The organism is Meiothermus granaticius NBRC 107808, assembly GCF_003574355.1.
GTDB lineage: Bacteria > Deinococcota > Deinococci > Deinococcales > Thermaceae > Meiothermus > Meiothermus granaticius.
Window position 1 is genome coordinate 47,935 of the sequence record NZ_QWLB01000018.1, and the last position, 19,333, is coordinate 67,267.

General features: G+C 64.0%; 17 protein-coding genes. 12 read left to right on the top strand and 5 right to left on the bottom strand.

Annotated elements, in window-relative coordinates; translation table 11 throughout:
• Window positions 1-5 precede the first annotated feature (5 nt).
• Window positions 6-695: a DNA repair protein RecO gene (gene recO / locus Mgrana_RS07905; RefSeq protein WP_119357061.1), complete on the bottom strand. Its 690-nt coding sequence runs from the start codon at window positions 693-695 to the stop codon at window positions 6-8.
• A 97-nt stretch (window positions 696-792) separates the two neighbouring features.
• Between recO and Mgrana_RS07910 the strand changes: the two genes are divergently transcribed.
• The 7 genes from Mgrana_RS07910 to Mgrana_RS07940 all read left to right on the top strand — a co-directional run bounded on the left by Mgrana_RS07910 (window position 793) and on the right by Mgrana_RS07940 (window position 7,602).
• Window positions 793-1,029 (top strand): hypothetical protein, encoded by a 237-nt coding sequence (locus Mgrana_RS07910; protein WP_119357062.1) that lies wholly within the window; start codon window positions 793-795, stop codon window positions 1,027-1,029.
• Window positions 1,030-1,085: 56 nt separating this feature from the next.
• Complete coding sequence (locus Mgrana_RS07915; protein ID WP_119357082.1) at window positions 1,086-2,081, top strand: P1 family peptidase; 996 nt, start codon at window positions 1,086-1,088, stop codon at window positions 2,079-2,081.
• 72 nt (window positions 2,082-2,153) lie between these two features.
• Complete coding sequence (locus Mgrana_RS07920; RefSeq protein ID WP_371862074.1) at window positions 2,154-3,353, top strand: M20 family metallopeptidase; 1,200 nt, start codon at window positions 2,154-2,156, stop codon at window positions 3,351-3,353.
• Window positions 3,354-3,429: 76 nt separating this feature from the next.
• Complete coding sequence (locus Mgrana_RS07925) at window positions 3,430-4,929, top strand: ABC transporter substrate-binding protein (RefSeq protein ID WP_119357064.1); 1,500 nt, start codon at window positions 3,430-3,432, stop codon at window positions 4,927-4,929.
• Between the two features lie 64 nt (window positions 4,930-4,993).
• Window positions 4,994-5,941: an ABC transporter permease gene (locus tag Mgrana_RS07930; RefSeq protein WP_119357065.1), complete on the top strand. Its 948-nt coding sequence runs from the start codon at window positions 4,994-4,996 to the stop codon at window positions 5,939-5,941.
• A complete protein-coding gene (locus tag Mgrana_RS07935; protein ID WP_119357066.1) occupies window positions 5,938-6,795 on the top strand; it encodes an ABC transporter permease in 858 nt (285 codons plus the stop codon). The genes Mgrana_RS07930 and Mgrana_RS07935 overlap by 4 nt, the downstream gene beginning before the upstream one ends.
• Before the next feature lie 15 nt (window positions 6,796-6,810).
• The gene (locus Mgrana_RS07940; protein ID WP_119357067.1) at window positions 6,811-7,602 is read left to right on the top strand and encodes an SDR family NAD(P)-dependent oxidoreductase; all 792 of its coding nucleotides are present in this window, start codon (window positions 6,811-6,813) and stop codon (window positions 7,600-7,602) included.
• Window positions 7,603-7,714: 112 nt separating this feature from the next.
• Here Mgrana_RS07940 and Mgrana_RS07945 read toward each other — a convergent pair whose 3' ends face one another.
• A complete protein-coding gene (locus Mgrana_RS07945) occupies window positions 7,715-8,794 on the bottom strand; it encodes an anhydro-N-acetylmuramic acid kinase (RefSeq protein ID WP_119357068.1) in 1,080 nt (359 codons plus the stop codon).
• A gap of 41 nt (window positions 8,795-8,835) precedes the next feature.
• Here Mgrana_RS07945 and Mgrana_RS07950 point away from each other — a divergent pair, with 41 nt between their 5' ends.
• Complete coding sequence (locus Mgrana_RS07950; protein WP_119357069.1) at window positions 8,836-9,837, top strand: serine hydrolase domain-containing protein; 1,002 nt, start codon at window positions 8,836-8,838, stop codon at window positions 9,835-9,837.
• A 15-nt stretch (window positions 9,838-9,852) separates the two neighbouring features.
• Here the strand turns inward: Mgrana_RS07950 and Mgrana_RS07955 are convergent, their stop codons facing one another.
• Entirely contained in the window at window positions 9,853-12,150 is a 2,298-nt protein-coding gene (locus Mgrana_RS07955) for a bifunctional acetate--CoA ligase family protein/GNAT family N-acetyltransferase (RefSeq protein WP_119357070.1), read from the bottom strand.
• Window positions 12,151-12,246: 96 nt separating this feature from the next.
• Between Mgrana_RS07955 and Mgrana_RS07960 the strand changes: the two genes are divergently transcribed.
• Window positions 12,247-12,702, top strand: coding sequence for a cupin domain-containing protein (locus Mgrana_RS07960; RefSeq protein ID WP_119357071.1), 456 nt, complete (start codon window positions 12,247-12,249; stop codon window positions 12,700-12,702).
• 30 nt (window positions 12,703-12,732) lie between these two features.
• On the opposite strand, the gene Mgrana_RS07965 is transcribed toward Mgrana_RS07960, so the two are convergent.
• Window positions 12,733-14,097, bottom strand: a complete 1,365-nt coding sequence (locus tag Mgrana_RS07965) for a tetratricopeptide repeat protein (protein WP_119357083.1) — start codon at window positions 14,095-14,097, stop codon at window positions 12,733-12,735.
• Window positions 14,098-14,179: 82 nt separating this feature from the next.
• On the bottom strand, window positions 14,180-15,112 hold the full coding sequence (gene trmB, locus Mgrana_RS07970) for a tRNA (guanosine(46)-N7)-methyltransferase TrmB (protein WP_119357072.1): 933 nt from the start codon (window positions 15,110-15,112) through the stop codon (window positions 14,180-14,182).
• A gap of 190 nt (window positions 15,113-15,302) precedes the next feature.
• Here trmB and Mgrana_RS07975 point away from each other — a divergent pair, with 190 nt between their 5' ends.
• The 3 genes from Mgrana_RS07975 to Mgrana_RS07985 form a co-directional block, all read left to right on the top strand.
• On the top strand, window positions 15,303-15,977 hold the full coding sequence (locus Mgrana_RS07975) for a hypothetical protein (RefSeq protein WP_119357084.1): 675 nt from the start codon (window positions 15,303-15,305) through the stop codon (window positions 15,975-15,977).
• Between the two features lie 261 nt (window positions 15,978-16,238).
• Entirely contained in the window at window positions 16,239-18,962 is a 2,724-nt protein-coding gene (gene aceE / locus Mgrana_RS07980; RefSeq protein WP_119357085.1) for a pyruvate dehydrogenase (acetyl-transferring), homodimeric type, read from the top strand.
• 33 nt (window positions 18,963-18,995) lie between these two features.
• Window positions 18,996-19,333 (top strand): biotin/lipoyl-containing protein (locus Mgrana_RS07985; RefSeq protein WP_338067261.1); only part of this gene is annotated, 338 nt, incomplete at its 3' end.

Genomic DNA, 19,333 nt, shown 5'->3' on the forward strand with positions numbered 1-19,333 from the left:
CATTCTCATTCCGCACGATGAGAATTGGCCAAAAGCCCAGCCGAGCCCAGCTCCCCCACGGTATAGCGGGTGTGGGCTAGCAAGGCCTGCCACAGCCGATCGAGGGGGGCTCCGGCCTCCAGCACCCCGATGGCCTCCCCCCCCGGCAGCCGCAGCACCGCCGCCAGGGCCTCGAGCCCCTCCAGGCCCAGGTATACCCCGCCCTGTGTGGTTCGTTGGCCGTCCAGCAGATGCTCCCCCTCCCCGCCCAAATCCGCCCCCAGGCCTGCGGCCTTGAGGATCCGCCAGCCAGCCCAGACGCTCACCAATCGGGGGTTGCTGTGCTTGGCTACCCCCTTCAACCCCGAGATCAGCAGCGGCCACAGCCGTCCGGCCACCTCCGGCGAGGCCAGGCGGTACGTCAGCTCAGCCAAGAAAGCCGCATAGGGAAAGCGGTTGGGGGCCTCTAGACCCTCGAGGCGGCCCACCAGCTCGGCCTGGGTAAGGGTGGGTAGGTCATTGCCGGGTTTTTGGTAAACCTGGTAGCGCAGGTGGTGAAACAGCGAGAGTCGCCCGCTGCGCCCGGTGGGGCGCAGGGCCTTGCGTGCCACCGCCTGCGCGGCCCCTTCCGGCCCCACAAAGGACAGGATGACATCTCCTGCCGGCAGCGGTTTACGCCCCACCACCAACCCCTCGCTTACCGCATAGCGCTCCACCGAGTCCTATTTTAGCCGAGCCCGCTCGGGCCCACTGAGCCTTCAAGAAGATTTATCCGGTGGCCCTTACTCATGTGGGGTGTGCTATTCTGGCCTTATGAACGAGCGTTCCCTACAGGACATCCTCGAGTGGATTGTGCTGGGCCTGCTGATCGCGGTTGCAGTGCTGGTGGTGCTGTGGGTTGGAGGGTGGCTGTTCACCTTTTTGGGGGCGGTGCTGAAGGGTTTGGCCGGCATCGTCTGGGTCATCCTCAAGTTCTTGGTGCCGATCCTGATCGTGGCGGCGGTGGTGTACTTCATCGTGCGCTTTGTCAGCCGCCCGAAAGCCGCCTGAGCCGCGCTCCTCTCACCCCTCTCCGCAGGGAGAGGGGTGTTATGCTGGGCCTGAACATGAAGCCTGGTCCTTTCAATGCCATCACCGACGTGCCCGGAATCCAGGTAGGACACCACACCGACCCCCTCCACCTCACCGGTACCACGGTGATTTTCCCCGAAGGGGGGGCGGTGGCTGGGGTAGACGTGCGAGGCAGTGCGCCCGGTACGCGGGAAACCGATCTTTTGAACCCGGTCAACCTGATTGAGCGTGTCCAGGCCATCGTGCTTTCCGGGGGCAGCGCCTATGGCCTCGAGGCCGCGACCGGTGTGGTGCGCTGGCTCGAGGAGCGCGCCCTAGGGCACCCGATTGCCGAGCTGAGCACCCCCACGGTGGTGCCCATCGTTCCGGCTGCGGTGCTTTTTGATCTGCTGGTGGGTAGCCCCGAGGTGCGCCCTACGGCGGAATGGGGGTATAAGGCGGCCCAAGCCCTGTCGGGGGGCCCGGTCCCTCAGGGCAATGTGGGGGCCGGGACCGGGGCCCGTAACGGCGGTCTAAAGGGGGGGCTGGGTACGGCCAGCGCGGTGCTGGAGGGGGGGCTGATCGTAGGGGCCCTGGTTGCGGCCAACGCCCACGGGCGCAGCCATGATCCCGTGACGGGGGAGCTGTATGGACGTTTTCTCGAGCTCGAGGGGGAGTTCCAGCTCAGCCGAGCCCCCCAGCCCCTTTCTGTTCCCAGCTATGCCGACCTGTTTGTCCACCCGCCCTTACAGCCTCGCAACACCGTGATCGGGGTTGTGGCCACCAACGCCCGGCTGAGCAAAGCCCAGGCCCAGAAAGTGGCCATGATGGCCCATGATGGGATTGCTCGAGCGGTGATCCCGGCCCATACCATGTTCGATGGGGATGTGATTTTTTCCCTGGCCACCGGACAGGTTCCCCTCGAGACCCCGGCCGAGCTGAGCTTTTTGGGAGCGGTTGCGGCCGATGTTTTTGCTCGAGCCCTGATCCACGGGGTGTTGAAGGCCACCTCGGCTGGAGGGCTGATGTCCTATCGCGACCGGTACGGATGAACCCGGCATAGGGGGCTCCTTGGCCCCTGCTGACGCTAAAAACGGCTAATTCCACCCTACAAGGAGATGAGGATGACCCCAAACCTACGGGCTCGCCAAGCCGCTGATGCGGTAGATACCGAAGAACTCGTGCGCCTAACCCAGAAGCTGGTGCAGATTGAGAGCTATTATCCTGGCCCCGGTGAGGCGGGGATGGTGGCTTTTCTCGAGACCTACCTGCGCGAGCGAGGGTTTCACACCGTGGTACAGGAGGTGGCTCCCGGTCGCCCCAACCTGATTGCCGACCTGGGAACAGGGCCTGGGGGCTTAATTTTGGAGGGCCATACCGATGTGGTGCATCACGGCAGCCTCGACCAATGGACGATTCCGCCCTATGAAGCCCGAATTGTCGAGGGCAGGCTCTATGGGCGCGGAAGCTGTGACATGAAAGGGGGATTGGCGGCGGCCATCGCTGCGGCGCAGGCGGTTCAGAAGGTGCTGGGAGAGCCCTCCAAGACCCTGCGCTTGTGCATTTGTTGTGATGAAGAGGGCCTGATGAGTGGGGTCAAGGCCTTTATCCGGGCGGGCTATGCCCAGGGATTCGCCGGGGCCATCATCTGCGAACCGGAGGAGAACCAGGTATGCCTGTGGCAAAAAGGCGCCATGCGCATCTGGGTGCGGTTTCAGGGACGGATGGCCCATGGGGCGATGCCCTATGCGGGGGCCAATCCGGTCCCCTCGGCCTCGAGGTTTGTTGCGGGGCTGACCGAGCTCCAATCGCAGCTCCAGGCCCAGAGCCAGCATGAGTATCTGGGGTTGCCCTGGATCACCCCTACGGTGTTCCAAGCCAGCGCGGGAGAGGGGCAGTTCAATCTGATCCCCGACAAGGTACAGGTGGGGCTTGATGTGCGCACCAATCCCGGCCAGGACCACCGCGCGCTCGAGGCGCAACTGCGGGCCCTGCTGACCGCCAGCCTCGAAAACGGTGTGAGGGGGGAACTCGAGGTGTTTGAAGACCGCCCCGCCACCGAGACCGCCCGGGAAACTACGGTCGTCCGCGCGGTGGAGCAGGCCCTTTCGATGCTGGAGATGCCGCTGGAGTATGGCGGGGTTCCTGGGGCCACCGATGGCACCTTTTTGTGGGCCTGGGCCGGGCTCCCGGTGGTGACCATTGGGCCTGGGGAGCGAACGGTGCCCCACCAGGCCGATGAGTTCGTCGGCTTAGAGGAGCTCGTGGCCTCGGCCCGCCTGTATGCCGCCGCCGCGGTGTTGATGCTCGAGGCCGAAGGCTAGAGGCCGCAATGGGGCGGTTGGGCACATTGCCCCTGATCCCTGTCTAAGGTAGATTATGTCTACCACGGAGGAACCGATGAAAAAACTGCTGATTGGGCTTTTGCTGCTCTCCCTTTCCCTGGGATTCGCCCAGACCCGGGGGGGAACCCTGACGGTGGCGCTCCAGACCGAGCCCACGGCCTGGGACCCCACCCAAACCCCTGGGGCAGATATTGCCCGGGTGGTCTACGACAACGTGCTGCAGGGACTGGTCAAGCGCAACAACAAAGGGCAGATCGTGCCCTCGTTGGCCGAGCGCTGGGTGGTCTCGCCCAGCGGCCTTACCTACACCTTCACCCTGCGTAAAGGGGTCAAGTTCCACGACGGCTCGTCCTTTGACGCTTCCGATGTGGTGGCCAAGTTCAACCGGGCCAAAAACCCCGATCAGAAAGTCTCGGGCCACGCCCGCCCGGACTTTTACCGAGATATCGAGAGCATCACGGCTAAAGACCCTTCCACCGTGGTGTTCCAACTGCGACAGCCCAACAACGATTTCCTCTTCATCCTGAGCCTGCCCGAGTCGCTGATCACCCCCAAAGGGGCCAAGCTAGAGGACATGCGGGTCAAGCCCATCGGCACGGGGCCCTTTAAGTTTGCGGCCTGGGAGCGCGGGGTAGCGGTGCGGCTCGAGCGCAACCCGGACTACTACATTCAGGGCCTGCCCTACCTCGACCGGGTCAACTTCCGCTTCCTGGGCGATGGGGATGCCCAGCTCGCGGCCTTGCGGGCGGGGGATATTGACGTCATCGCCTACAGCTTGCTGCCGGAGAACGCAGTGGTGCTGCAAAAAGACCCCAACTTCAAGGTGTTCAGCGGCCCCTCTACCGCGGAGGCGGTGGCCAGCATGAACAACTCGAGGGCCCCCTTCAACGACATCCGGGTGCGCAAGGCCATAGAGTTCGCGGTGAACAAAGACGAGCTGATTCAAGGGGCCATGCTTGGCTATGGCACCAAGATCGGTTCCATGCGCTCTCCGGGGGAAGCCTGCTACGTGGATCTCAGCAATTACTACAAATACGATCCCGACCAGGCCAAGGCCCTGCTGGCTCAGGCCGGGTATACCGCCCAGAATCCTCTCAAGTTCACCTTCAACATCGCCGCCGAATTTCCCTATGAGCGGCGGATTGGGGAGGCCTTGGTGGCCCAGCTCAACAAGCTAGGGGTCATCCAGGCCAACATTCAGGTCATTGACTTCGCCACCTGGATTCAAAAGGTGTTCTTGGGCGCCGATTACCAGATGACCATCATCGGGCATGTAGAGGCCAACGACACCGCCACCTACGCCAATCCCAAGTACTACTGGCGCTATAACAGCAAGAAAACCCAAGACCTCTATACCCAGTATCTCCGCGCCCCCAATCAGGCCAAAGCCTGCGAGGCCTTGGAAGCCATGCAGCGCCAGATCACCGAGGATGCGGTCAGCGTGTGGACCATGACCCTGCCCACCTTGGGGGCGTATCGTGCGGATGTACAGAACTGGCCCGCCAGCGCCCTGACCTCGGGCATCCTGGTGGCCGAGGTGTGGAAAAAGCCCTAACCCAAACCCTGAGGCCCTAGGCCGCCGCAGCCCCTCGGCGGCCTAGGGCATTCAAAATCTGCCCATGCTCGCCTACGCCCTTCGTCGCCTCTTCCTTGCGCTGGTCACCCTATGGCTCGCCACCTTGTTGGTGTTTGGAGCCCTGCTTCTCATTCCGGGCAATCCGGCCACCACCATTCTGGGGATCAACGCCACCCCAGAAGCCGTAGCCGCCCTCGAGGCCCGTTTGGGTCTGGATAAGCCGCCCCTCGAGCGCTACCTACACTGGTTGGGGGGCGCGGTGCGGGGAGACCTGGGGCAGAGCATCCGCTACAACCTGCCGGTTTCCAAGCTGATCGGCAGCCGCTTGCTCATCACCTTGCCCATCGTGGCCTTTTCGCTGCTGTTGGCCACGTTGGTGAGCGTGCCGCTGGGCATTTTGGCGGCGCGCCGGTCTGGAACCTGGGTGGATGTGGGCATCTCCGTGGGAGCCCTGCTGGGCATCGTGCTGCCCTCATTTTGGGTAGGGCTGATGCTGATTTATGTGTTTATCGTTTGGCTTAAGCTCCCCCTGCCCTCGAGCTTTCCCATCGGGGGCTGGCGGGTTCCGGCCCAAGCCTTGGCCGCGATGGTGCTCCCGGTGCTCACCATCACCCTGGCCCGGGCCTCGCTGCTGGTGCGCATGGTGCGGGGGAGCATCCTGGAGGTTTTGCATCAAGACTACGTGCGCACCGCTAGGGCTAAAGGGCTTTCGGAGCGGGTGGTGCTTTACAAGCATGCCCTGCGCAATGCGGCGCTGCCGGTGGTCACGGTGCTGGGGCTCGAGTTTGCCCAGCTTCTCATCGCGGCGGTCATCGTTGAGACGGTCTTCGGGATCCCTGGCCTGGGGGCGTTGTCCCTAACGGCGATCAGTGCCCGGGATTTCCCGTTGGTGCAGGGGGTGGTGCTCACCCTGGCGGCTTTCATCGTGGGGCTTAACCTGCTGGTGGATTTGCTCTATGGCTTGTTGGACCCGAGGGTGAGCTACCAATGACCGCAAACGGCGCAGGACAAAGACCAAGTCCTACCAGGGCCTCCTGGTGGCGCAGGCTGACCCCTTCGCTGCGGGTGGGGGGGGTAATTGTGCTGGGGATCTTGCTGATGGTGGTGGCAAGTTGGCTCAACCCTAAAGACCCCAACGCCACCTCACCCGACCGCTTGGTGGCCTTCTCGGTGGTTCATCCTTTGGGCACCGACATCCTGGGGCGCGATACCCTGGCCCGGGTGCTGGCTGGGGCCCAGAATGCCCTCTACGTGGGGCTGGTCGCGGTGGGGATTGGGTTGCTGATCGGGTTGGCCTTAGGGGTACTGGCGGGGTTTTTCGGGGGATGGCTGGATCAGCTCCTGAGCGTGCTGCTCGAGACCCTCTACGCCCTGCCGGCCCTGCTCATCGCCCTCTTGCTGGGGGCCATCTTTACCCCAGGAGCGACCACCTCGATGATGGCCATCGGGTTGGCGGCAGTTCCGGCTTTTGCCCGGGTGGCGCGGGCCGGGGTGCTCTCGGTAAAGGCTCAGCCTTATCTCGAGGCGGCCCGGGCCCTGGGCATGGGCAATTTTCGAATTCTGCTGCGCCATGTGTTGCCCAACATCCTGGGGCCACTGGTGGTGCAGGCCAGCCTGGCCTTTGCGGCCTCAATTCTGGCCGAGGCCGCGCTCAGCTACTTGGGGTTGGGCACGCAGCCCCCCACTGCCAGTTGGGGCCGGATGCTGCGCGAGGCTCAAAGCTATCAAGAGCTCTCGCCGTGGCCGGTGGTTTGGCCGGGGGTTGCGATCGGTCTGGCGGTGCTGGGCTTTAATCTCCTGGGGGATGGCTTGCGGGACTGGTTGGACCCCAGGGGGAAACGGTAAGTGGAGGAGAGGGGTATGGGATATCAAGACATCTTTCGTTTGGACGGTCAGGTGGCGCTGGTGGTGGGTGGGGGTTCGGGGATTGGGCAGGCTTCTGCCGAGGCTCTGGCCGCACAAGGGGCCACGGTGGTCGTGGCCGATCTGAAGGCCGAGGCTGCGGCCCAGACCGCGGGCCGAATTGAGTCAGGCGGCGGTACCGCCGAGGCCCATGTGATTAACCTGACCGAGACCAAAGCGGTCAAAGCCCTGATCGCGGATGTCGTGCAGCGCTATGGGCGGCTGGATGTGGCGGTCACTACCCCCAGCATCAACGTGCGCAAGCCCGTTTTGAACTATACGGAGGAAGAGTTTGATCGGGTGGTCAGCGTTAACCTCAAGGGCACCTTCAACCTGCTCACCGAGGCCGGGCGGGTGATGGCCGAACAGGGCTCGGGCTCCTTGATCGCCTTTTCCTCGATCCGCTCGTTGGTGGTGGAGCCTGGGCAGGCCGTATACGCCATGACTAAGGCGGGAACGGTGCAGCTGATCCGAGGCTTGGCGGTCGAGCTGGGCCCCAAAGGGGTCCGGGCCAATGCGATCGGTCCTGGGGTGATTGACACCCCGCTCACCGCGCCCATCAAGAACCAACCCGATTGGTACAAGGCTTACGCTGAACGCAGCATCTTGCGGCGCTGGGGCAAGCCCGAAGAGGTCGGAGGGGTGGTGGCGTTTTTGGCCTCGAGAGCTGCCAGCTACATCACCGGCACCATTGTCTTTGTGGATGGTGGCTGGACTGCGATTGACGGGCGGTTTACCCCCCCGCTGTAGCCTCACCCATAAACGCGCCTGGCGGTTCCCTATCGCGCTCTTCACCGACGTGGCCGCCCCTACCGGCGGCCACGGTTCTGTCCAGGACATGGCTTTATAGGTGAAGAGCACTCTAACGGGCCGGCAGCAAGAGCTTCCCGGCGATGGCGTCCTTGCGGGCACCGGTGACCTGGTGCAGCACATTGGGCAGCTCCAGGTATCGCAGATACCCCAGCACCGCGAAGGCCAAGGCCTCGCGCACCTTGCTGTCGTAGCCCCGCTCCTCAAAGGTGTAGACCGGAACCGGCAGCGCGGCGCGAAGCTGGTCCATCAGCGTGGTGTTATAGGCCCCGCCCCCGGCCACCCAGACCTCGTCCAGCCCCAGCGGAAGCACGAAGTGCTCGTAGGCTTGGCGGATGCTCTGGGCGGTGAACTCGGTCAGCGTGGCCAGGAGATGCTGCGGCGGGAGGGCGGCGTCTTCGTCGAAGGCCTCTAGGTTCCACACCTCACGCCCGGTAGATTTGGGTGGTTTGCGCGTGAAGTAGGGGTGTGTGAGCCAGCGTTCCACCCGCGCGGTGTCGCTCCGACCCGAGGCCGCGATTCTGCCCCCCGCATCGTGGGTCAGGCCCAGCCGGGCCGCGGCTTCGTCCAAAAGAGCGTTGCCCGGCCCGGTATCAAACGCCAGCACCTCCGCCGGCTCGAGGCTGCCGGGCAGGTAGGTCAGGTTTGAAATCCCACCGAGGTTGTGGATAGCCCGGTTGAGGCCTGGTTCCCCGTAGAGCAGCAGGTCGGGATAGGGGACTAAAGGGGCCGCCTCGCCGCCAAGGGCGAGGTCGGAGGGGCGGAAATCGCAGACCACGGGGGCGTCCAGGGTTTCGGCCAGATAGGCCGCCTCACCGATCTGAAGGGTGGTCAGAGGGGGTTCATGCCAAAGGGTCTGCCCGTGGCTGGCCACCAGCTCGGCCTGGCCCTTGAACTCCCGGGCCGCCTCCGCGTAGAAACGCCCAAGCTCATGGTGCAGCAGGGCAATTTCTCGAGCCCCGGCCTGGTTTTTAAGGGCCGCGATCAGCCGCGTGCGCAGCTCCAGGGGAAAGCGGGTTTCCCGGTGAGCCAAAACCTGCCACTGGAGCTGGGGAGGGCGGCCTTCCAGCTCGGCCAAGACCAGGTCCACCCCGTCCACCGAAGTTCCCGACATCAAGCCTAGAACCCTCATTGCCCCCAACTCTACCGTATGGGCTAGACTGGCCTCTAGCTATGCTGCAACGTGCGGCTCAACGGGTACAGGAGGCGGTGGATCGTGGGCAAATCCCCGGTGCGGCCCTGGGGGTGATCGGCCTGGAGGGGGTTGCGGAGGTGTATTGTGCGGGGGTTAAGCACCTGGACAACCCCGACCCCATTACCCCCGAGACCCTCTTCGACCTGGCCAGCCTGACCAAGGTGCTGTTCACCGTGCCCCAGGTGCTGAAGCTGGTGGAGGAGGGTCTGGCCGACCTCGACGATCCCCTCTCGAGGTTCCTACCGGAGATGGCCTGGATGCAGGGTTCGGAGCTGCCCCAACGCACCTTGCACCAGCTTCTGGCCCATGTTGGCGGCCTCCCCGCCTGGGAGCCGATCTACACCTGGGGGGGCGAGCCCAACACCCTCAAGCATCGGGTACTGCAGCACCGTTGGAGCCTAAAGCCCCCAGGGGAACCCCTGTACTCGGATATCGGTTACATTCTCCTGGGGTTGGTGCTGGAGCGGGTTCGGGGAAAGCCGCTCCCTGAGTTTGATCTGCCCCCTGGCCTGGTGTTCAATCCCAAGAACCCCCTGGAGTGTGCGGCTACCGAGCGAGATCCCTGGCGTGGGCGGGTTTTGCAGGGAGAGGTCCACGATGAAAACTGCTTTGCCCTCGGTGGGGCGACCGGGCATGCGGGGCTGTTTGGCTCGCTGCAGGCCATTCTGGCCTATGCGCAAAGCCTGATGGGGGGTCGGGTTCTCTCCCCAGCTGGCCTCGAGGCCCTGCGCCGTCCCCAGCACCCCGAGCGGGCCTTGGGTTGGCAGATTCCCACCCCAGGGTTCAGCGGGGGGAGCCTGTGCAGCCCTCAGACCCTTGGGCACACCGGTTTTACCGGGACTGGGGTGTGGTTGGACTTCGGACGCCGGTATGCCTGGGTGCTGCTGACCAATCGGGTTCACCCCAGCCGCCAGCGCGAGACGGGGATCATTGAGCTGCGAAAAGCTGTGGGAAACGCCATCGCGGCAGAGTGGCGTTGACCGGCCCAGGGGGGTTCAGGGCTTCAGGCTGGCCTCTGCCGCATAGAGGGTGGTGGTTTTGGGCCCGGCCACCAGGTGAAGCTCGAGCCCGGTGATCTCGGGCAGTTCCTCAACCAACCTCGAGACCCGCAGCAGCAAGTCCTGGAAGGAATTCGTCTCAACCTTCCCCCGGAGCGGGGCCAGCAGCTCGAGGGCGGCCTGGTCGGTCAGGGGGGTGATGTGCATCCCCAGGATTTGGTCGCCTAAGGGGAGCCGGGTCAGGGCCAGTGAGAGCACCGGGCCAAAGAGGGGATCGTGGCGTACCCGGATCATCAGCGGGATACCCCGCTTGGGTTCTGGAGCCAGCTCGAGGCCGAAGTACCGCAGCAATTCGGCGGTTTGGTGCGGTTGCAGGGGGCCATGCCAGCGCCCCACTGCAGCCCGGGCTGCTTCCTCCTGCACCTCGTGCTGGGGGATTTCCCCCTCCGGTGCAGAGAGCCACCTCGAGTAGGCCAGAGCAGCGGCCAGGGCCCGCCCCGCGGATTCAGGAAAGCGGTAGGAAGGAATCTGTTCGGCCCCGATGCTGACTCGAGGTCGGTTGGGGCTCATGAAGCAAGCCAGTACGGGAGCGCCTTCCCCAGCCTGCCGCAGCTCACCAAACCCCAGGCGCAGGGTCTCGCCGATCTCTTCGGGGCTGGCATACCCCAGGGGCACAAAAAGCACGATAAAGGCCTGGTATCCCTGCCCCACCAGCTCCCGCAAGGCCGTCAGGTAGTCATGGGCGGTGGCTCTCGAGCGCAGATCACGCACATGGGCCTCCAGGCCCTCCTCGCGCATGGCCTCGGCGGCCAGCATGGCCGGACCATAGGCGTTGGTGATGAGGGCGACTTTGGGGCCTTTGGGCAGGGGTTGATGGGCCAAAAGCGCGGCGATATCAAAGAGCTCCTCGAGGCTCTGGGCCCGGATTACCCCGGTCTGTTTGAACAGGGTCTCCACCAGGGGATCCTGCCCAGGGCGTACCACCAAAATGGGCTTCTTGCGTCCCACCCGCCGGGCCAGCCGGGCAAAGCGGCGGGGGTTACCGAAGGACTCGAGGTACAGCAGGATCAGCCCAGTGTTGGGGTCTTCCTCCCAGTACTGCAGGAGGTCATTGGATGAGATATCGGTCTTGGCGCCCAAGCTGACGAAGCTGGACAGCCCCAGTCCGCTCTCGCGGGCATACTCCACCGTGGCCAGCCCCACCGCTCCGCTCTGGCTGCTCAGGGCGATGCGGCCCTTGGGGGGTAGGGTGGGGCTGAGCCCGGCGCACAGCTGCACCTCCGGGTGATTGACGATCAACCCCAGCGAGCCGGGGCCCAGCAGCCGCATGCCGTAACCATGGCAGAGGGCGGTCAGGGCCCGGATCTGTTCCGGTTCCATATCGGTGGTGAGCACCATCACCGCCCGCACTCCGTGCCGCCCACAGCTCCCGGCAGCCTCGAGCACCTTCTCTCTGGGGGTGGTCAGGATGGCCAGGTCCACCGGCCCCGGTACCTTCTCGATTCCGGTATAGGCCAGCATCGAACCCACCACCGGAACCTCGCCGGGGGTCTCGGCGGCGGCTGGATTGACCGGATACACCGGGCCCTGGAAGCGGTTGAGCACCAGGTTTTCCAAGACCCTGTAGCCCACGCTTTGGGGGTCGCGGCTGGCCCCTACCACCGCTACCCCCCGGGGGCGAAACAGCGGCTCCAAACTGGCCACCGTGGCTACCCGTTCGCGCAGCTCAAAGCGGGCCAGGCTGTCGGGGGTGGGTTCAATATCGAAGCTCACCTCGACCTCGCCCGATTCGCGGCGGGAATGGAGGGTATAGCCACTGGCCCGGAAAACCTCGAGCATCGCGCGGTTTTCAGCCAGGGTGAAGGCGTGGAATCGGCGGATGCCCCGCCGCACCCCGATCAGGGCTAGCCGCTCCAGCAGCAAGGAGCCCAGCCCCTTGCCCTGAAAGCTGTCCTCAACCAGAAAAGCTACCTCCGCCGAAGTCGAGCCGGGTCCCTCCTGCACGTATTCTCCGCTGGCAATGATCCGCTCGGGATCCCCAGTCAGCACCAGCAGGGCCACCTTGTCCTCCCCCGGGGTGCGGCGGAGGAGCAGATCGGCGGCGGTTTCGGGGTGGATCTCGGAGAAGAAGCGGAAAGCCCGGGCTTGGGGCGAAAGCCGAGCCAGGAACTCCACCAGCTTGGGCCGGTCGGCCTCGGTAGCCGGGCGCAGCGTGGCTGTGCGTCCATCCTTGAGCAAGATGGGGCCGGACTCGAGGGCATACTGCGGGGTGGGCGGGGGGATGTAGCGGGCCATGGGATCACCTATGCCCCAGCTTAGGGCCAAACCGGATGGGGGATGTCCCTACCCTGGGCTTTTGCAGCTTGGAACAGAGAACGGTAACATCGGGGTATGCCAGAGCAAACCAAGGGAACCGGACACATTGACCCTGGGATCGTTGAGGATCTGGGGGGGCTCACGGTGATCCGTGGGGGCGGTGATTCGCGCGGCTGGAACGGCATTCTCTACAAGCAGGGGATGTCGGCGAAAAACGTGGGGGCCCAAGCCCTCTCGATTAACGTGGCCACGGTGCCCCCAGGAGCTGTGGCCTACGCCCACATTCACGAGGGGTTCGAGGTGATGCTCTTCATCCTTCAGGGCACGGTCAAGCACACCTTTGGGGAAGGGCTCCAGCGGGAGGTGATCAATCACGCCGGAGACTTCATCTACATCAAGCCCGGGGTGCCCCATGAGGTGTTTAACATCGGCGAGGAGGAGCTGATCGTATTCGTCGCGAGAAGCGCCGCCGATGAATGGGACAAGATCGTAGACTATCCCTCTCAATACCGCCCGCCCAAAGGGGCTTGAGCCCGGCAAGATGCCCCAGGAACCGAAAGGTTAGTTGAGGGTGCGATTGCCCCCCATCAGGCTGCGGGCGCGCTCCAGATAGCGGTTTAGGGTTTGGAACCACTCGTCGTTGGGGGGCAGGTAAGGCAGCACGGCCTCGGCCCGGGCCACGATCTCCTCTGGGCGGCGGAACCCGAGCTGGGCCAAGGTGTCTATGGCCATCTGCTGAGCGGTGACCCAGTCGCGGCTCCCTTCCGGAGCTTTTTCAGCGGCCAGGGTGTAGTGTTCCAGGGCCTCCTCGAGGTGCAAGAGGTCATAGGCTAGGTTGCCCAGGATCAGGTGCCCGGCGCTCAAGGCGTTCTGGGAGATGGCCTCCTGGGCCGCCCGCCGGGCCTCGTCGTACCGCCCCAACTGGTACAGCACCTCGGCCAGATCCCCCCAAGCTTCCCCCAGGTAGCCGTACTCGGGGTCCCGGACCACCTCGCGTAGCACCGCCTCCGCCTCGGCCAGCTCCCCCGATTCCAGGTGGGCTACCGAAAGCTCATGCAGGGCGTAGCTCTTATCCGAATCCTCTCCTCGGCGCACGGCCTCTCGAAAGGCGGCAATGGCTTCTCTGGGGTGCCCCAGCTGCATCAGGGCCTGGCCCTGGACCAAGGGGGTGCCATGAGCCGGCTCGGCCCCCTCGCGCTCGGCTTTGAGCGAGTTTTGGATGGCCTCCAGGGCCAGGCTGGGGTTGCCCAGCAGCAGCTGGGCCCGGGCGATCAGGTAGTAACGGGTGGCGGCGTCCTCGGGGTCTTCGAGCTCAGGCAGGGTTTCTTGGGCCAGCTCGAGGGCCTCCAAGGCCTCCGCGCCATACCCCCCTTCAACAAACATGGCGGCTGCATCCACCAGGTTCCAGTAGCGCTCGAGGCCCAGGGCTCCCTCGGCTGCTGCCCGGTAAGCCTGCGCCGCTTCCTGGGTTTTCCCCAGGCGTTCGTAGGCTTTTCCCCTGAGGGTCTGGGCCCGCCAGGCCAGAAAGGCCGGCAGCTCGAGGGGCTGATTGAGAATGCCCAGAGCCTCCTCGGGCAGCCCCAGATACATGAGGGCTTGGGCCTGGTGATAGAGGGACTGGGGGTCCGTGGTGGAGGGAAGGATGGCCCGCACCTCCTCCTCGGGGGCCCCCTCCAAAGCCCGTAGCTCCCCCAGGATCGAGCGATAGCGGGGGCGTGTGTCTAAGCCGGGTAGGCTGGCCAGCCCTTCCTCGAGGGCTCGGTGGGCCCCTTCCACCCCCCCCTCACCGTACAGCGAGTAGGCCTCAGCCAGGAGCAGTGCGGCTTCCCCCGCCGCCTCGCCCTGGCCCACCGCGAGGGTGCGCACCAGGAGTTCGAAGGCGGTGTCGTAGTCGCCGGAGTGGAGGGCCTCGAGCACGGGCTGCATTGGCACCATCATAAGCGCTTAGTAGATTAGAGCGTTTTCACCCAGGCCGCTGAGGGCAGAGGCCAGCGGGGATGTAGGGGCTTCAATACGAGCGCTGCAGGGTCTGAAGGCCCTGGGCCTCGAGCCAGCCCACCAGCCACTCCACCGCCGCCTTGACCCCCAGCGTACTCAAGGGGGCTCCGAAGCGGCTGAGGCCCACATAGAACCCATGGCTGCTGGGCCGGGCTTCCAGGAGCAGGTCTTGCACGAGGTCTTCTTCGGAGACATGGGTGAGGAAGTAGTAGCCGCCCTCTAGCGTCCGGGCCACCTCGGTCAGCACCGCCGTACCGCCTTCAAAGCGGACCACGGCTTTTTCGAAGACTGCGATCTGGGGCAGGGTTCCTTGCATCAGGGCATGGGGCATGGGGTACCTCTCCAGCGGGGGCCAGGGGGTGGGGTCCTGGCCTATTTTGCTAAACACGGCGTGATAAAAGCTGCGGCCTTGGGTTTTCCACTTCAGGGCGTATTTGGTCCGCAGGTGGGATTCAGGGGGAGGGGGGGTCTCTACCGCAAACAGCCCGCTGGCCTGGGCCTCATTCTGGGCGAACTGCCAGTACTCGAGGTGGTCGGTGGTGAGCCACAAGGCCCCGCTGTCCTGCAAGCGGGTGGACAAGCGGCGGAAAAAGGCACGCTGCAATAGCCGGTGCTCCTCGTGTTTGGCCTTGGGCCAGGGGTCGGGGAAATTGACGTAGACCCGATACAATCGGCCTGGGGCCACCAAATTCCGAAGGGCGAAGGTGGCCTCGCCGTGGTAAACCCGCACGTTGCGAAGGCCCTCGCGGCGGAAGCGCCGGAGGGCCCGGCTCACCGAGCCCGCCGACCGCTCGACCCCTAGGATGTTCCATTCGGGGTGCTGCTGTGCGATCTGGCTGGTGAAACGCCCATCGCCAAAACCGACCTCGAGGACCAGCGGGCCCTCCTGGGGGTAGAGGGCTGGGGGGGGCGGAAACTCGGTGCTTCCAGGGTGCAGCAACATGCCTCAAGAGCATACACGGCTGAGCCCAACCCCCGGCAACCCAGCCCGGCTTGCTCCATTCCAGAGCGAATTTCTCTTGGGCCTGGGGGTGTGGGCTAGGAGTCCTGGGCCGCTTTTGGTACCCTTACCTCAGCCCGCTTTCAGGTATAACGGTACTGTAACGTGGGAAGGATAGCCTAAGGGGATGAGCATGGTAGATGTGGGCCTCGAGCAAGCCTTTGCCAAGATTCGGGCCTTCTTAGAAGGCGATTTCGAGCATCCGGGCCTGACCCTGTACGATCTGCAAAACTTGGTGGGGTACTCCTCCCGCCTCAAATACGATGGGCCGCTTTCATACACCATGCCCCCCGACCCCGCGCTCGAGGGCGTGGGGGCGGTGCGGTTGTACTACTACCCCAAAGATCCTGAGGTCACGCTGATCGTCGAGATTGAGGACAAAAACCGCAAACGCCACCTGCGGCACTTCAAGTGGAACGGCATCTCCTGGACCGCTCCGCGCGGCCTCAAAGCAGACCTTACGGCCACCCGGGAGGCCCTGCCCTCGATTGAGGAGGTAGGAGGGGATTTCTTCTTGGGGTATGCGCCGGAAGAAGCCCGGGAACTGGCGGGGAGCATCCGCCGGGGTGAGGCCGCTGGGGCTAAGTACATGCTGTGCACCCGGGACAACACCCGCATTTTTTACGCCCCCACCTCAACCCCGCCCACCATCCCTTGCCCCCGCTGTGGCAACACCAACCTGATCTTCAAAACCCTCACCCTGTCTTCGCCGGAGGACCGCATTGAGGCCATTTTGCGTGAGCAGCGGGCCCTACGGACGTCCATCGAGGATTTGCTGCTGTACCTCAAGCGCAAGCTGGGGCCCTAAACCCCTCTGGAGCCACGGGGCTCGAGGGTCCAGTTGAAAAAGCCTTTTTCCCTGTTGTGATCAAGGTTTTGGCTCTAGTGAATATTCATTTGATAAAAGTTTTTTACGCTTTGTAAAAAACCCATCTGCACACCTTTGTCATGAGGGTTGGCTGGTTTAATAGGGGTGGATAGCAGGGCTAGATTGGGGTGGGGGTGTTCAGCCTGCGCACGACCAAGGAATCCACCCCAAAGCTGCGAGATTGAGAGGATGGGAGCGACCATGATCAAAGACCTAGAGCTCATAGAGGCGCGGGCCAACCTTTCGGCAGAGGAGCAGGTTCGCTTGGAGGACTTAGAGAACAAAGAGTGGCTGGAATCGCTCGAGTACGTCCTGCGCAGCGCAGGGCGGGACCGGGTGGTGGCCTTGCTGGAGAGCTTAGAGCGCTACGCCTACCAGCACGGGGTACAGCTCCCCTATAAGCTGCATACCCCCTACATCAACACCATCCCCGCCGACCATCAGCCCGAGTATCCAGGCGATCTCGAGCTCGAGCAGCGCATCGCCAACATCCTCCGCTGGAACACCATCGCCATCGTGCAGCAAGCCAACAAGAAGGTGGAGGGCATCGGTGGGCATATCTCCACCTACGCCTCGATTGCGGAGCTGATGGAGATGGGGTTCAACCACTTCTTCCGGGGGCTGGGGGCCGGGATGGACCGCGACCTGGTGTTCTACCAGGGGCACATGTCGCCGGGGGTATATGCCCGCAGCTTCCTGGAGGGCCGCTTCAGCGCCGATGACCTGGCCAAGTTCCGCCGCGATCTCACCCCGGGCCCTGGGCGGGTGGTAACCAGCTACCCCCACCCCTGGCTGATGCCCGATTACTGGGAGTTCCCGACCGTCTCGATGGGGCTTGGCCCGCTGCAGGCGATTTATCAGGCCCGCTTCATGCGGTACCTGGAAGACCGGGGGCTCAAACCCAAGAGCAGCGCGAAGGTCTGGGCCTTTTTGGGGGACGGTGAGCAGGACGAGGTCGAGACCCTGGGGGGGTTGAGGGTTGCGGCCACCGAGGAATTAGACAACCTGGTCTTTGTGATCAATGCCAACCTTCAGCGCCTGGATGGGCCGGTGCGCGGCAACTCCAAGGTGATTCAGGAGCTCGAGCGCATCTACCGGGGCAATGGCTGGAACGTGATCAAAGTGGTGTGGGGGAGTGCTTGGGATGAGCTGCTGGCCAAGGACACCGAAGGGGTGCTGATTGAGCGCTTTGAGTCCTTGGTAGACGGCGAGTCTCAGCGTTACGCCGCTTATGGAGCCAAGGAACTGCGCGAGCATTTCTTCAACACCCCTGCGTTGCAGAAGCTCATCGAGGGCTACAGCGACGAGCAGCTCGAGATCCTTACCCTTTCCCGCGGGGGCCACGACAAGCAGAAGGTGTATGCGGCCTATAAGATGGCCCTCGAGCACCGGGGCAGCCCCACCGCCATCATCGCCCGCACCGTTAAAGGGTATGGGCTAGGGCCTACGGCCCAGGCCAAGAACGTAGCCCATCAGGTCAAGAAGCTGAACCTCGAGGACCTGCGGGAGGCCCGGGACTTCCTGGGTATCCCTGTCTCGGACGAGGACCTCGAGAAGACCCCCTTCTACCACCCCGGCCCTGACTCGCCGGAGGTGAAGTACATGCTCGAGCGCCGCCAGGCCTTAGGGGGGCTAATTCCCGAGCGCAAGCCCCAGTATCCTCGCTTGAACACCCCGGATGCGACCTTCTTCGAGGAGTTTTACGCGGGCTCGGGGGAACGGGAAATCTCCACCACCATGGCCTTTGTGCGGATGTTGACCAAGCTGGTGCGCCACCCTGAGGTGGGCCAGTACATCGTTCCCATCGTCCCTGACGAGGCCCGAACCTTCGGTATGGAAGGCGTGATCTCTACGGTGGGGATCTACAGCCCCAAAGGCCAGCTCTACCAGCCGGTAGATGCTGGAACGGTCACCGTCTACCGCGAGTCCCGTACCGGCCAGCTTTTGCAGGAGGGTATCAACGAGGCTGGAGCTACCGCTAGCTTTATCGCGGCGGGCACCGCCTATGCCCACTGGGGGATCCCCACCATTCCCTTCTATATCTACTACTCCATGTTTGGGCTCCAGCGGGTTGGAGACCTGATCTGGGCCGCAGGAGACCAGCGCACCAAGGGCTTTTTGCTGGGCGGCACCGCGGGGCGCACCACCCTCAACGGGGAGGGGTTGCAGCACGAAGACGGACACTCCCACGTCCTGGCTCTGTCGGTTCCCAATCTGCGGGCCTATGACCCGGCCTTTGCCTACGAGCTGGCGGTGATCCTGGAAGACGGGATGCGGCGCATGTACAAGGAGGGGGAGGATGTGTTTTACTACCTCACCCTGATGAACGAAAACTACCTCCAGCCGGCCATGCCCGAGCCCCGTGAGCAGGTTCGGGAGGGCATTTTGAAGGGGATCTACCGCTTCTCGAGGTCAGGGCTCAAGCGGCCCAAGGCCAGGGTGCAGCTTCTGGGCTCTGGGACCATCTTGAACGAGGTGCTCGAGGCCGCCAAGCTGCTGGAGACCTATGGGGTCGCGGCCGATGTGTGGAGCGTGACCAGCTATAAGTCGCTTTACTACGACGCGCTCGAGACCGCCCGCTGGAACCGCCTACACCCCACCAAACCCCCCAAGAAGCCCTTCATCGCCCAGGCTTTGGAGGGGGTCGAGGGTCCTATCGTGGCGGCTTCAGACTACATGAAAGCCCTGCCGGATCTGCTTTCGGGTTACTTGAATCAGCCCATTCACACCTTGGGTACCGATGGCTTTGGACGCAGCGATACCCGCAAAGCCCTGCGGGACTTCTTTGAGGTGGATCGCAATTTCGTCACCGCCACCGCGCTTTCGGCGCTTGCCCAGAACGGTAAGATAGAGCCTAAAGCTGCGGCAGAGGCCCTCAAGAAACTGGGCATTGACCCCGAACGGGAGCCCGCCCACAAGCGCTGAGACTCGAGACCTGTGACCTACGATAGGAGTATTATGGCGACTGAACTTAAACTTCCCGACCTGGGCGACAATGTGGCCTCAGCGGTGGTGGTGGGTGTGTTGGTGAAGGAGGGGGATACCCTCGAGGCCGGACAGCCCTTTCTGGAGCTAGAGACCGATAAGGCCGTGATGGAAGTTCCCGCCCCGGAAGGGGGGACGGTTGAGAAGGTCCTAATCAAACCCGGTGACGAGGTGAAGAGTGGGCAGGTTGTGCTCTCGCTGGGGGGAGTAGCCTCCCCAGCCGCCCCGCAGGAGCCGGCTCCGGCGAATCCCCCGAGCGCGGAGGCTCCCTCAACCCCACCCAGCCCCCCTGCGGTGGCTCCAAGTTCTGC

Bases quoted from the DNA above. Each gene is read 5' to 3' on its own strand.
- Mgrana_RS07910 (WP_119357062.1), top strand. From the start codon at position 793: ATGAACGAGCGTTCCCTACAGGACATCCTCGAGTGGATTGTGCTGGGC.
- Mgrana_RS07930 (WP_119357065.1), top strand. From the start codon at position 4,994: ATGCTCGCCTACGCCCTTCGTCGCCTCTTCCTTGCGCTGGTCACCCTA.
- aceE (WP_119357085.1), top strand. From the start codon at position 16,239: ATGATCAAAGACCTAGAGCTCATAGAGGCGCGGGCCAACCTTTCGGCA.
- Mgrana_RS07935 (WP_119357066.1), top strand. From the start codon at position 5,938: ATGACCGCAAACGGCGCAGGACAAAGACCAAGTCCTACCAGGGCCTCC.
- Mgrana_RS07915 (WP_119357082.1), top strand. From the start codon at position 1,086: ATGAAGCCTGGTCCTTTCAATGCCATCACCGACGTGCCCGGAATCCAG.
- Mgrana_RS07920 (WP_371862074.1), top strand. From the start codon at position 2,154: ATGACCCCAAACCTACGGGCTCGCCAAGCCGCTGATGCGGTAGATACC.
- Mgrana_RS07945 (WP_119357068.1), bottom strand. From the start codon at position 8,794: ATGAGGGTTCTAGGCTTGATGTCGGGAACTTCGGTGGACGGGGTGGAC.
- Mgrana_RS07960 (WP_119357071.1), top strand. From the start codon at position 12,247: ATGCCAGAGCAAACCAAGGGAACCGGACACATTGACCCTGGGATCGTT.
- Mgrana_RS07955 (WP_119357070.1), bottom strand. From the start codon at position 12,150: ATGGCCCGCTACATCCCCCCGCCCACCCCGCAGTATGCCCTCGAGTCC.
- Mgrana_RS07965 (WP_119357083.1), bottom strand. From the start codon at position 14,097: ATGCAGCCCGTGCTCGAGGCCCTCCACTCCGGCGACTACGACACCGCC.
- Mgrana_RS07925 (WP_119357064.1), top strand. From the start codon at position 3,430: ATGAAAAAACTGCTGATTGGGCTTTTGCTGCTCTCCCTTTCCCTGGGA.
- Mgrana_RS07940 (WP_119357067.1), top strand. From the start codon at position 6,811: ATGGGATATCAAGACATCTTTCGTTTGGACGGTCAGGTGGCGCTGGTG.
- Mgrana_RS07950 (WP_119357069.1), top strand. From the start codon at position 8,836: ATGCTGCAACGTGCGGCTCAACGGGTACAGGAGGCGGTGGATCGTGGG.
- trmB (WP_119357072.1), bottom strand. From the start codon at position 15,112: ATGTTGCTGCACCCTGGAAGCACCGAGTTTCCGCCCCCCCCAGCCCTC.
- Mgrana_RS07975 (WP_119357084.1), top strand. From the start codon at position 15,303: ATGGTAGATGTGGGCCTCGAGCAAGCCTTTGCCAAGATTCGGGCCTTC.